The organism is Mycobacterium sp. TY815 (assembly GCF_030755135.1).
GTDB lineage: Bacteria > Actinomycetota > Actinomycetes > Mycobacteriales > Mycobacteriaceae > Mycobacterium.
Genome location: NZ_JAUFRX010000004.1, coordinates 304,399 through 316,503, shown reverse-complemented (window position 1 = coordinate 316,503; position 12,105 = coordinate 304,399). Strand labels below are relative to the sequence as shown.

The 12,105-nt window shown below is 65.6% G+C and carries 10 protein-coding genes and 1 pseudogene; 4 read left to right on the top strand and 7 right to left on the bottom strand.

The annotated features are described in order from the left end of the window. Nucleotides 1-742: 742 nt before the first annotated feature. The 3 genes from QXK92_RS31375 to QXK92_RS31365 all read right to left on the bottom strand — a co-directional run bounded on the left by QXK92_RS31375 (nt 743) and on the right by QXK92_RS31365 (nt 3,865). Nucleotides 743-1,696, bottom strand: coding sequence for an alpha/beta hydrolase (locus QXK92_RS31375; RefSeq protein WP_166460412.1), 954 nt, complete (start codon nt 1,694-1,696; stop codon nt 743-745). 646 nt (nt 1,697-2,342) lie between these two features. Then, entirely contained in the window at nt 2,343-2,471 is a 129-nt protein-coding gene (locus tag QXK92_RS31370) for a hypothetical protein (RefSeq protein ID WP_264916121.1), read from the bottom strand. 1,169 nt (nt 2,472-3,640) lie between these two features. Continuing rightward, nucleotides 3,641-3,865 (bottom strand): hypothetical protein, encoded by a 225-nt coding sequence (locus tag QXK92_RS31365; RefSeq protein WP_133449267.1) that lies wholly within the window; start codon nt 3,863-3,865, stop codon nt 3,641-3,643. A gap of 158 nt (nt 3,866-4,023) precedes the next feature. Between QXK92_RS31365 and QXK92_RS31360 the strand changes: the two genes are divergently transcribed. Together QXK92_RS31360 and QXK92_RS31355 are read left to right on the top strand one after the other, a co-directional pair. Further along, nucleotides 4,024-4,356 carry a four-helix bundle copper-binding protein gene (locus QXK92_RS31360; RefSeq protein WP_085087443.1) on the top strand — a complete coding sequence of 111 codons (333 nt, stop codon included), beginning with the start codon at nt 4,024-4,026 and terminating at the stop codon, nt 4,354-4,356. Nucleotides 4,357-4,891: 535 nt separating this feature from the next. Beyond that, nucleotides 4,892-5,479 carry a TIGR00730 family Rossman fold protein gene (locus tag QXK92_RS31355; RefSeq protein WP_238306295.1) on the top strand — a complete coding sequence of 196 codons (588 nt, stop codon included), beginning with the start codon at nt 4,892-4,894 and terminating at the stop codon, nt 5,477-5,479. 214 nt (nt 5,480-5,693) lie between these two features. Here QXK92_RS31355 and QXK92_RS31350 read toward each other — a convergent pair whose 3' ends face one another. The 4 genes from QXK92_RS31350 to QXK92_RS31335 form a co-directional block, all read right to left on the bottom strand. Continuing rightward, complete coding sequence (locus tag QXK92_RS31350) at nt 5,694-7,205, bottom strand: multicopper oxidase family protein (protein ID WP_371934626.1); 1,512 nt, start codon at nt 7,203-7,205, stop codon at nt 5,694-5,696. A gap of 88 nt (nt 7,206-7,293) precedes the next feature. After that, nucleotides 7,294-8,595, bottom strand: a complete 1,302-nt coding sequence (locus QXK92_RS31345) for an MFS transporter (RefSeq protein ID WP_306248323.1) — start codon at nt 8,593-8,595, stop codon at nt 7,294-7,296. Continuing rightward, a complete protein-coding gene (locus tag QXK92_RS31340) occupies nt 8,595-9,653 on the bottom strand; it encodes a PLP-dependent cysteine synthase family protein (protein ID WP_240743956.1) in 1,059 nt (352 codons plus the stop codon). The genes QXK92_RS31345 and QXK92_RS31340 overlap by 1 nt, the downstream gene beginning before the upstream one ends. Before the next feature lie 212 nt (nt 9,654-9,865). Further along, complete coding sequence (locus QXK92_RS31335) at nt 9,866-10,288, bottom strand: hypothetical protein (RefSeq protein WP_244906474.1); 423 nt, start codon at nt 10,286-10,288, stop codon at nt 9,866-9,868. Between the two features lie 243 nt (nt 10,289-10,531). Here QXK92_RS31335 and QXK92_RS31330 point away from each other — a divergent pair, with 243 nt between their 5' ends. Both QXK92_RS31330 and QXK92_RS31325 read left to right on the top strand, forming a co-directional pair. Beyond that, nucleotides 10,532-11,113 carry a transposase domain-containing protein gene (locus tag QXK92_RS31330; protein WP_264075724.1) on the top strand — a complete coding sequence of 194 codons (582 nt, stop codon included), beginning with the start codon at nt 10,532-10,534 and terminating at the stop codon, nt 11,111-11,113. Continuing rightward, nucleotides 11,098-11,948: pseudogene (locus QXK92_RS31325) on the top strand (transposase). Before QXK92_RS31330 ends, QXK92_RS31325 begins: the two are co-directional and overlap by 16 nt. Nucleotides 11,949-12,105: the final 157 nt, after the last annotated feature.

The following is a 12,105-nucleotide window of genomic DNA, read 5'->3' as shown; positions in this document are numbered from 1 at the left end:
TTCTAGCTGGGGCGGCCCCGCCTGGGGCGCTGGTCGCTGGCCGGCGCCGATCTCCGAGCCCGGCATGAACTTTCGCAACGGCTCGTCGACCGCGCCAAAGCCGAGGTGGACCGGGGACGGCTGCTCGATGGGCCAGCCGGCGCATCTCGGAGAGCGCCCACGGCGAGTGCTCGCGAGGCGGGCGGTGAAGCGCGCCATAACCTGGTCAAGTCCGGCCTGGGCGATAAGTTCGGCGGCGCTGCTGTTCTCGATCAGCGTTTGGGCCGGACCGGAGGCTGCGGGCAACAAATTCCAGCAATAACGCCTCGGTGCCGCGCTCGTGTTTGGTGCGGTAGCGCTGCCCTTGCTGGGATCGGCCGGTGGCTGTGGCCATCGGGAACGGGCAGAATCCGCATGCTGATTTGGGGATCGCTTCACCCAGGATGTCGAGCACGAAACGATGGCAATCAGCCCTCGTCCAGCCCCACTGCAGCAGCGGATACCAGCCGGTGCGGGTAGCGGTATGGTAGGTGCTTTGTGCGGCCCGCCGTGAGGACTGCGCGTTGCGCCAGGCGTGCCAGATGTCGGGGTGTAGGCGGCCCCGGTCGGGCACGGCCAGAGCGGTTGAGCATGTTCATGTGCGCACCTTGGCGGTCGACGGTGATGCGGCGTCCGGCGCGGTCGCGGTTTCGGTGGCCTCGACTGGAATGCCAACGCGATCAACGATGGCCGGTGACTAAGCGTAGGTAGTCTCATCGCGCTTTTATGGCATTTGCGGGTCGTGCAAAGCATCGCGCACAATGGCGTGAACATCGGTATGGGCCTGTGCGGCACTGGGCATGTGGTCGGGCAGGTTGAAGAAGCCGTGAAACATGCCGGGGTAGCGCCGCGCGGTGGCGGGCACCCCGGCGCTTCGCAGCAAGTGCGCGAACTGTTCGCCTTGGTCGCGTAATGGGTCGTTCTGCGCGGTGACGATGTGCGCGGCAGGCAACCCGGCCGGATCGGCCAGCAGCGGTGAGACACTCGGCTGGAGTCGAGTACTTTCAGGGCCGAGATAGTGGTCGCTGAACCATCCGAGCTGCTCGATGGTGACCACGTCGCGTGCCGAGCGGGCGGGGGCGGTCGCGGCGGGGATGCGCTGATCGAGGACCGGATAGATCAGCAGTTGAAAGGCGATCGGTGGGTGCTGGTGATCGCGCGCACGCAGGCACACAGCCGCGGCGAGGTTACCGCCGGCGCCTTCTCCGGCCACCGCCAGGCGAGTGGGATCGCCACCAAGCACATCGGCGTGGGCGGCCACCCACAGGGTTGCCGCCCACGCATCGTCGAGGGCGGCGGGAAAGCGGTGCTGCGGTGCCAGGCGGTAATCGACGGAGACCACCACCGCGCCGACCCCGTTGGCAAGCCGCCGGCAACACGCCTCACACGATTCTTCGTCGCGCAGCACAAAGCCACCGCCATGCAGATACACCATCAGCGGAATGCGTGCGGGCCTGCCCACCGCAGTAGGCAGCCAGGGCTGATAAATTCGCAGCCGGATTTCGCCGTGCCCGCCCGCGCCGGGCATACCGCAGGTATGCACCCGTGCCAGTGGTTCGCGGCGCGGCGGCGGGCAGCGACCGCGCAGATTGCGGCGCAGCTGCAGCGCATCGGCGCTGGTGTCGAACATCTTCGTCCAGTACTGTTTCGTCTGCTGCACAAAGGCTTGGTCGGCCACTCGGCAGGCATCCTGGGATCGGCTCATCGCGGTCGTGCGGTGCAGCGCCGGCCACACCGGACAGTGACAGTAACGCCGGGTGTCAACACTTTGGCGGCGGCCTGCACGGCATCAGCCCGAGGACGCGGCGCTGTGCTGGGTGTCCGACGCCGCGAGTCAGGCACTGTTGCCCTTGGGCAGGCGCGGGCCCGGAGATCGATACGACCGGTGAGCTGCTGAGGGCCGGCGCCGGGCCAAAAGCTGTTGTAGCCTAAGCCGTCAGGTGTCCGCTCCGCGGCCGGTATTCGTGTCGTCCCCGCGACAATCACACCCCTGCACATCGGCCCCTCCGTTGAACTCTCAGCGCACCTGCCGCCCTAACTGCAGCTACCCACTGCAGACCCGAGCGTAGCGCCGCCATCTGCGGGAGGTTCAGGGTTTAACGGAAACTGTTCGCCGCAGGTGCTGACATCGCTGCGACGCGAACTGCAACCCTGTGCACACCACCGGGACCAGCGGCTTGCTCGACCCTCACGGGTACACAGCATTTCACTGCTATTTGCTGATGGGTGTGTGCGACGGGCGCCGACACGGTCTTGGAATGACCGTCGGTAAACGATCTGCGGGGTCGCTGAGAGGATGCCGGGCAACGACCGCGCTGCGGGGCTTAGGCGGGTTGGATCGCCGCGAGCAGAGCCCGCAGTCGCGGCTCTTCGGGACTGCCCACGTAGTGATTCAGCCAGGTGTTCAGCGTGTCCAGCAGCGCGGCGGGCAGCGGTATGCGGTGATCACCCATCCCGTCAGGATGCGTTGGACCGCAAGATGGTTATCGCCGGCATCTAAGTCGATGAAAACCTGGGTGCGTTCCTCTGCGATCAGGTCAGGTTCTGCGGCGTCGGCGAGCAGCCAGGCTACCTGCGCGTCGCAGTCCACTACCGGGTCTTCACCGTGGCCGGGCAACGCCGCCGAAGCCGTGACCAGCAGCCCTCATCGCCGGCGACCTGCACCCGACACCGCACGCGTGGGCTCGTTGCGTGATCAAGGTGGCGGCGTCGGGCGACCGGCGGCTCGAGGCGAGCACCAGATCGGGCCGCGCGCACCGGCACACTGACTACCGGAGTCGTGCTGCGATAACTTTCTCGGTGCTGTGTGAGCATTCTGGGTCGACCGCGGGCTGGTGTGCCTAGAACCATTTTCGGGCGTGTGTTGAATTGGGCCCGATCGCCCGCTGACTTTTGTTGACCGCGCCCGGTCGAGGGCGCCGGCAGCCAACGCTGGCCGGGCCGGCCGGCGTGGCGGCTGCGGTCGGCGGCATCGAGCGCCCGAATCGGGCAGTGCCGAGGCCGGCGCTGGACGCCGCGGTTTACAACTCCTCGCCCAGCCCGGCCCACGTCGCAACCCCGCCCGGCAGTTCCCGCGCGGCCCGGGACCGGCGTGGCGGTTGGCCGAATTGATTTTCGGGGCGACAGCAGCGGAATCCATGACATGGGCCTTGGCCTGCTCACACTGCGGTCACCGCGTTGCGGCGGGGCCATCGACCGATCCCACCCGGCGGCCCGTAAGAGAGGGGTCCACGACGTGACGTCAACCGCTGCCATCGCCGCCGGCAGGATGACAATGGTGTATCTGCATGGCGGTGGTTGTGCGCTGACCGGCATCGCAGACCTCCAATCCATGCGCGACGTCGCATCGCAGCTGCAGGTTCTGACCATTGCTCCCCTTGTCATGACTCTTTTCTCGAGGTCTGCTGAAGGAGGGCGATTCGCCGGACGTGATCATGGGACCGTCCCGTGTCGTTCGCGCCGACTCCCCCCAGCCGCGGCTCACCGCCCAACCGTGAGGACGCCGGCCTGCCCGCCTGGCGCCGGCGTGCGGAAGACCCCACGCATCAGCTGTTGATCAGCCCGGGTTCCTCACCCCCACTCTTACCGTTGTAAGCCTCCGTCGATCAATGGCGAATTCCGCTCACCTCGGGTCCGGCGGCGCGTGGCCGCCCCAAACACCATGCGGCGCCAGGAAAAACCCCGCGAAAAAGATCAGGGTCACGATGAGCACGAGGCCAGCGATGATGCCCACCAGCGCCAGCAGAACATCCACCCTCGTCAGCTCATCACCGCGGTTTTCGGCCCCGGCCTGGCCGGTCGAGCGCGGGTCGTGGTTTTGGGGTCTCGCAGCGGCGGGCTCATCCATCACCGAATTATTCCATTTTTATACCCAACACCGGTAGGGTTCCTTGACACGATCGACTAGGGTCGAGGGTGCCCGCGGCTCAAGCCGGTGCGGCGGCGCGAAACGCGGGCATGTTGTGTGGTGATTTTCAACAACGATGCCGCGAAGGAGTAAAAGTCATGGCAGCAGAGACCGTGTTGAAGGAAAACCAGGGCTGTGTGGATGCCTGCACCGAGTGTCAGCAGGCGTGCGAAGCGTGCGCCCGCAACTGCGCTCAGGACGCCCACATGGCCGAATGCACGCGGCTGTGTCTGGATTGCGCGACGATCTGCGCGGCCTGTGTGACCCTGTTGTCACGCGGATCGCAGTGGGCCGCCCAGCTGTGCCAGCTGTGCGCTGAGGTATGTGAGGCGTGTGCAGCCGAATGTGACAAGCACGACAACCCGCATTGCCGCCAGTGCGCCCAGGCCTGCCGGCGCTGCGCTGAGCAGTGCCGGGCAATGGCCGGCTAAGCCTGTATTTGTGAACCGAGGCCAAGACCTGCCCGCGTAGCGGCACGTCGTGGCCGTTTACCGCGTGCCGGCCGCCTTGGGGGTCAGCGACTCTAGGCCCCGGGTGGTCGTTTGCCTGGCGCCTGATTTAGCCAGTCGTCGGAGGTGGTGGGTGCGTGGCCCGGTCAGACGGCGCCAGCCCCCGGTGCTGCTGTCACATCTCGTGTGAGTGCCGACAAGGGGGCTTTACGGCGTCATTATCTGGGGGCTGATCCGGCCCGACGGGGTCGGGGCCACCGTCCGCGGCTACTGGTCGGCCGCTGAAAGTTAGCCCCCGGTGCAGGTTTGGGGTACGGCATTGTCCGCCCCGGCGCGGATGTGCCCGACCACCTGGTGCAGGGAGATGACGGTGAGACCTCAATCCAGTCCGGGACCGCCGGTGACTTGTGATGAGGAGTTGTTGTGTTGCCTGGGGCCCGATTTCCCGCCGTTGGGGGGCACGGATCCCGAGCGGGTGGCCCGGATTCGTGATGAGGTAGCGCGTGGGTTTGCCGCGTTGAGCGACGTCGCGCAGGCCGTGACGATTTTCGGCTCGGCACGCACCCCAGCGGATCATCGGTATTACCGGCTGGCCCGGGTGTTGGCCGCGCGGCTGGGGGCACAGCGGTTCGACATCATCACCGGTGGCGGAGCAGGAATTATGGAGGCCGCCAACCGGGGTGCTCGCGACGCCGGGGTGCGCTCGATCGGGTTGGGCATCGAGCTTCCTTTTGAACAGACCACCAATCCGTATGTGGATGTGTCGCTGCGGTTCAACTATTTTTTTGCCCGCAAACTGATGTTCATCCGCTACGCGTCGGCGTTTGTGGTCTTTCCTGGGGGTTTTGGCACCCTCGATGAGCTGTTTGAGGCGTTGACGCTGATCCAGACCGGGAAAACGCCGCACTTCCCGGTCGTCTTGGCTGTATCGGAACACTGGAAAGGCTTGGAGCAGTGGATTCGTGCCCGGCTGCTGGAGTCACAGCTGGTGGCCGCCGATGACTTGAAACTGCTGGTCCTCGCTGATGATCCCGATCAGATCGTGCAGATCATCGAGGCGGGACGCGATCAGCAACGGCGCACCTACCGGACAACGCCATTATGAGCACGGTGACGCTCGCGGGAACGCCGCGCCCAAGATTGACCGCCGAAGGGTCCTGATGGTTTATAACCACCCGAGGGGATCATCGCGATCGTTTCTTCGAGCAACCACGTTTTCGACCTGCCCGTAGCGAGCGGATTGCGAACAGATGATTGGCCCACTCCGCTATCAACTGTTCTGGCAGATACTTCCAGCCGTCATCTGCCTTCGAACTGTGTCAGGTTGAGTATGAGGTGTAGTTGAGCATGGTCATCATGCCGGCTTCTAGGTGGTAGCCGTGGTGGCAGTGGATCATCCAGGTGCCTGGGTTATCGGCGATCAGCACAGCGTTGAGTTTCTGGTTGGGCAACACGATGACGGTGTCTTTGCGGGCGCCTAGTCGGCCGTCGGGTTTGATGACCTGGAAGGTGTGGCCGTGCAGGTGCATGGGGTGGTACATCGCCGTCGAGTTGGTGAAGGCCAGGGTGGCTCGTTGGCCCTGTTTGACGGTCACCGGCGTGCTGTCCGGATAGGGCTTCCCGTTGATCGCCCAGTCGTACTTCGCCATGGAGCCGGTGAGTTCCAGGGCCAGGTTCGCATCCGATTGCACTGACCCCAAGCTGGCGGACGATGGGGCGGTGAACGTGTCGACGGTGCCGATTCTGCCGTTGAGTTCGGGAGGCGCGAAGTTGACGTCGGGTGGGCTGCCGTCGGCGGTCTTCAGCAGTGCGCGCCCGGGTGTCGCCGGTTTGCCTTCAGGCATTGCTACCAGCGGGAAGACCCCGTCGCCGGCGGTGACGACGACGTCATAGCGTTCGGCCATACCGACCAGCAAAGCGTCGGTCTCGGCCGGCGCAACCGGGAAACCATCGGTGTGGGTGACCGTCATGACGTGGCCTGCCAACGCCACGCGGAATGCGGTGTCGGCGCCGGCGTTGATGATGCGGATGCGAATGCGCTGGCCCGGCTTAGCGTCAAAGGTGGTTGCCGCTGCCGCAACCCGTCCGTTGACCAGATAGAAGGGGTAATCGATGTCGCCGGAATCACCACCAAGTAATGCACTGCTACCCACGGCGGACATTCCGGGCATCTGCTGCTGGCTGGGCCCGTGGGCCGGCATCTGGGAGCCCTTGAGCTCATCGAAAATCTGTTGAGGATTTTTCCCGACGCCGTCGGTCCAGTCGTCGAGGACCACGATCCATTCGGCGTCGTAGCGGCCGGGGTCCGCGGGGTCGTCGATGATCACCGGCAGGTAGAGCCCGTAGTCGGTCTGCATTCCGACGTGTGGGTGGGCCCAGTAGGTGCCGGGGTGCGGTGAGGAGAACCGGTAGGTGAAGTCACTGTTGGCGCCGATATTGGGGGTGGAAGGGAAGACACCGTCCATGTCGTTACGCAGCGCGATGCCGTGCCAGTGCACCGAAGTGGCGTCGCCGAGCCGGTTTCTGACCGTGACGGCCAGTTCGTCGCCGACGTTGGCGCGGATCAGCGGGCCGGGCAAGGCGTCGCCATAGGCCAGTGTTCTCGCGACCGGACCGCCGAGGTCTAGGGACGCCGGTTGGGCGGTAAGGGTGGCGGTGACGGTCCGTCCCGTGTGTGGTCGGGCTTTTTCCGCGGCGTCAATGGCCTGCTGCAGGTTGGGTGCACGATCGCTTCGCCCGCATGACCCGAGCGCAAGCCCGGCCGCGCCGGCGATTGAAGCGGTGACGAACGTGCGCCGATTGAGTGAGATGTGATTCCGCACTGCCTGCACTACCATCCTTCGTCAGTCGGTTGCCGCGGGCGCTGCCGCGGGTTAATTCGTGGCTACTGACCCCGCGGTGTGGCGAGGCGTCGTGCTCTCAGGATCGTCCCCGCTGAACTTCAGGGGATTGCCCAGCGCCGGTTGATCCGGTGGGGCAGTGTTGAGTAGCGCGCGGCTGCAGGTGCTGGTGGCGGTCAAGGACGCGCAGAGCCAAAGCCGCGAAGACACCGATGATGAACAGCCCGGCCCATACCAATTCGTCGGCTCCGGCCTGCCGCGCTGCGCCCATTGCCCAACCGGTAGCCAGGTTGCCGGCGAGGATTCCCACTCCGACGATCGTGTTGTAAAAGCCGTAATGCGTAGCCACGAGCCGGCCTCCGGCCAGAGCCATGACAGTGTCCATTTCGAACGGGAAGACCGCGGCCGAGCCGACGGCCAGCATGGCGGCTGTCGCCAGCAGCGCGGCGGCAGCCGCGACGATCCCGAGTCGAGAGCCGTCGGGGACGGCTATCAGCGGCAAGAACGAGGCCGCCAGGACACCCAACCCGATGGCCAGGCTGCGCCCCGGGCCCCACCGCGCGGCGAACCAACGGGTGATGCGCAGCTGTCCGGCGACCGCCACCAGACCTGAAACAACGAAGATCGCCGCCACCAGTAGCGTTTGGTAGCGCTTGGTCAACTGCGCCGCCTGCAGCGGCAGGGCGAGGTAGACCTGGAAGGACAACACGTAGGAGCCGATCATCGCCGCCGCGAACAGCAGGAAGGAACGGTTCCCGAGGACCACTCGCCAGTCATCGAGTATCGATGTTTTCTCCGGCGCCGGATCGGCGCTGTGCTGCGGCAGCGCCAGCAACTGCGCGACCGTCAGTACCGCAAAGATCACCGCCGCGCCTGCTGCGGTGATGCGGAAGTCGATGGCTACCAGCATGACTCCGACCAGCGGGCCCAGCAGAATCCCAGCCTGATAGAAGATGTTGAACACCGCGAATGCTTCCACACGGCGCTCACGTGAATCGGCGGCCAGGTACGCGCGCACCGCGGGGTTGAACAACGCTCCGGCGAAGCCGGTGGCAGCGGAGGCGATCAACACGACCGGTAATGAGTGAGCGAAGATCAGCAACGCGAAGCCGCCCGTTCGAAGCAGGCAGCCGGCCACGATCAACGGTTTGTAGCCGATCCGGTCTGCCAGCGTGCCGCCGACAATGAACATGCCCTGTTGGGAGAAGTTGCGGACACCCAAAACCAGCCCAACAGCCCACCCCGCCAGCCCGAGTGGGCCGGCGAGGTAGGCAGCCAGGTACGGCATCAACATGTAGAAACCGAGGTTGATGCCGAACTGGTTGATCATCAGCATCCGGCTGGGCCGGTCGAAGCTGCGAAATTGCGTCAGCAATTCCATTACTGCATCGCTCCGGTGGGATCCACGACGGTGGCGCACCGGGTCCAGGACTGCACGACCAGCTCGTCGGGGTGGGCGATGACGGCTGGCCCTTCGGGGGGAAGGTGGTCGAGCAGGCCGTGCTCGCGGCAGTAGTCGTCGTTGTAGATGGTGTCGAAATAGCGTTGCGGACCGTCGGGAAAGACCGCGGCGATGGTGGTCCCGGCGGGCATGGTCCGCGCGGCCCACCCGGCCACCAGGCCGACGGCACCCACGCTCCAGCCGCCGCTGGCGTGGTGGGTGGCCGCCAGCGCGCGCGCGGCCCAGACCGCCTCGGCGGGTGCCACCCAGTGCACCTCGTCAAACGCCGCATAGTCGACGTTGCGAGGGTAGATGCTCGATCCCAGACCGCGCATCAACCGGGTGGCCGCGGGTTGACCGAAGATCGTCGAGCCCACGGTGTCCACCCCGATCACCTTCAGATCCGAGTTCGCCTCGCGCAGCACCCGTGCCACTCCCGCCGAGTGCCCGCCGGTGCCCACCGAGCACACCAACACATCGATGCGACCAAGCTGGTCGAGCAGCTCCAGGGCCAGCGGACGGTAGGCGTCCACGTTCTCGGGGTTGTTGTACTGGTTGGGGCACCACGCGTCGGGGTCAGCGGCCAGCAGCTGTGCAATGCGGTCCTTGCGGGCCTGTTGCCATCCGCCGACCGGGTGGGGCTCGGTGACCAGGTCGACCTCGGCGCCGTAGGCGCGCAACATGTTCTGCACGATGGGCTCCATGCCTGGGTCGGTGACCACCGTGACCGGGTGCCGGTACACCATGCCGGCCAGCGCCAGCCCCAGGCCCAGGGATCCGCTGGTGGATTCCACGATGCGGGCCCCCGGACGCAGTTCACCGCGGGCCCGGGCGCGTTCAACCATGTGCACTGCGGGCCGGTCCTTCATGCTGCCGCCGGGATTGAAGCCTTCCAATTTGGCCCAGAAGCCGCGGTCTGCGGCAGTTAGCGGTTCTGAGATCAGCAGTACCGGGGTGTTGCCCACCAGCCCGGCCGGCTGACGGTGGCTTCCCGGCACGCGCGGGCATTGTGCGGGGCTGAGAGGCCGGTCCACCAACGTCAGCGACCGGGAACTGCAGGGCAGACGGGATTCCAGAGAGTTCGAGGAACGAGCAGAGTTGTTGTTCATGCGATCGTCGCTTTCTAGCAAGAGGCCGCTGGCGCAGCCAGTGACAAGGGAAGCGGCCACCGGCCGTCGTGACAGTGCACAGACGACCTGGCGCTACCCAGTCAGCGACGAGAAGAGCACAACCGCGTCAAGAGCTCTTGACCGGTCAATACAGCACCGATGCTACGCGGCGGACCACGACCGCCCAAGATCACATGCCGCCCGAACAACCCCACCGCGCCGATCACCGCTACCACCACGCTCAGAGCCGCCACGGTAGTGACCGGGGCGTTAGGCAGCACGGCGGTCATGAACGCCTCGTGATGGGCAACTGACGGAGTTCCGATGTGCGCGTGATTGCTGCTGATTGTGAATTCGCCACCCAGCGAACTCACCAGAACATGAGCGGGATGGGGTGCAGCAGGCTCATGCCGCACCTCGGCGTGTCCGAGAATGAGGATCCACACCGCGACCGCGGTCACCGCAGCAGCCAAGGCCGCGGTGAATTGCCACCACGGCCGCGGGCATGCGTTCGATCCGCTCACAGTACTTACAGCGTACCAACGGGATCGGGATAGCGTCGACGACAGGCGGCCATGCTGGGACATCACGTCCGCCTCCACCGTTCCGTACCCCATACCCCCTGAGGGTACAGGCGAGCGGAGTGGGTGGCAAGGGGCGACAAGGTCACGAAAAAACTGTCGAACAACAGTGCTCCTCAGCGGTTAGAGGCAATGCCGCGCAGTTAGGCGTGTGACTCGTGATGCAAATGTGACACGCCGTGTGGGGTGCGGGTAGGGCAGCGGAACTCCCGGTATCGATGGATTGTCCGTGCAAAGACACCATCTCACCGGGGAGTTCCGCTGTCTGTTCAGTCTGTCATCTGTCCTGCTGGCTCGGCCCATGAGGGTTCGTTCGCGCCTGGCCATCTGGGCGAGTTGACCCGGATCGTGTCCGCCGATCTCGTTGATGCGGCGCTGGAGAGCACCGGCCGCGTGCAACGCCGAATTCGGGTGCTGCCCGCGCGGGTGGTGGTCTACCTGCTCCTGGCCGGGGCATTGTTCGCCGAGATCGGTTACCAGCAGGTCTGGGCGCGGCTGGTCGCCGGTCTGGACCCGACCGCGGTGGCCTCGCCGGGTTCCTCGGCATTGTCACAAGCCTTGCGCCGTGTCGGGGTCGCTCCGCTGCGCGAATTGTTCACCTTGGTACGGGGCCCGGCTGTCGGGGCCGCACGCTGGCATGGGCTGTTGGTCTGCGCGATCGACGGCACCTCGATGTTCGTGCCCACCACGCCGCCAACGCCGCAGCATTCGGGCGCCAAACCGGCCGCCCCGCCGCCGAGTCCGGGTATCCGATGCTGCGGTTGTTGACCATCGTGGCGTGTGGCACCCGTACCGTCGTCGATGCCGTGTTCGGCGCCTACCGTGTCGGGGAAACCACCTATGCACCAGACCTTTTGCGCTGCCTGAGACCCGGGATGCTGCTGTTGGCCGACCGCAACTTCGCCGTCACCGCCCTGGTCGAACAGATCGCCTCGACCCACGCCGCACTGCTGATCCGGTGCAAGGACGCCCGCGTGCTGCCCCGGTCAAGACGCTGCCGGACCGGACGTGGCTGGCTCGGATGGGAGCGGTGACCGTGCGGGTGATCGACGCAGCGATCACCGTGCGCCTCGACGGCGGCACAACCCGCTGTGGCCACTACCGTCTGGTCACTACCCTGCTCAACGAAAAGCACTACCCCGCAGACGAACTGGTTAATCTTTCCCATCAACGCTGGCAGATCGAAACCAGCTACCTGGAACTGAAATCGACCATTCTGGGTGGCCGCGTCCTGCGAGCAGCCACCCCCGCCGGCATCACCCAAGAGGTCTACGCACTGCTGATCACCTACCAGGCCTTGCGCATCGCCATCGCCGATACCAGCCTGGCCAACCCCACGATTAGCCCCGACAGGCTCAGCTTCACCGTCGCCCTGCACGCCGCCCGCGACCAAGTCGTTCACGCCGCCGCGGCCATCACCGAGACAACCACCGACCTGATCGGCCGCATCGGAGCCGCTGTCCTCAACCAGCCGCTACCAGCGCGGCGATCGCGCTCAAGTCCCCGAGTGGTCAAACGCGCCATCTCCAAACACCGCGCCAAAGGCACCATCGACCGCAGCAACCACACCACCACCATCACCATCGAAATCCTCGATGGTTGACAACACGCCACCGACGCTAACTGCGCGGCATTGCGGTTTGAGGAGGGCCGGCCGCCGGCTGGGTTGGTGTCAAAGTTGTATGCCAGTGCGTATCTCGAAGACTTGATCGATGTCCTCCAGATTGATTCGGCTGGCTGATGATCGAGCCATTCCACCA

Excerpts from the sequence above, each read along its gene's own strand:
- QXK92_RS31370 (WP_264916121.1), bottom strand. The coding sequence starts at position 2,471 with ATGGGTGATCACCGCATACCGCTGCCCGCCGCGCTGCTGGACACGCTG.
- QXK92_RS31360 (WP_085087443.1), top strand. The coding sequence starts at position 4,024 with ATGGCAGCAGAGACCGTGTTGAAGGAAAACCAGGGCTGTGTGGATGCC.
- QXK92_RS31365 (WP_133449267.1), bottom strand. The coding sequence starts at position 3,865 with ATGGATGAGCCCGCCGCTGCGAGACCCCAAAACCACGACCCGCGCTCG.
- QXK92_RS31345 (WP_306248323.1), bottom strand. The coding sequence starts at position 8,595 with ATGGAATTGCTGACGCAATTTCGCAGCTTCGACCGGCCCAGCCGGATG.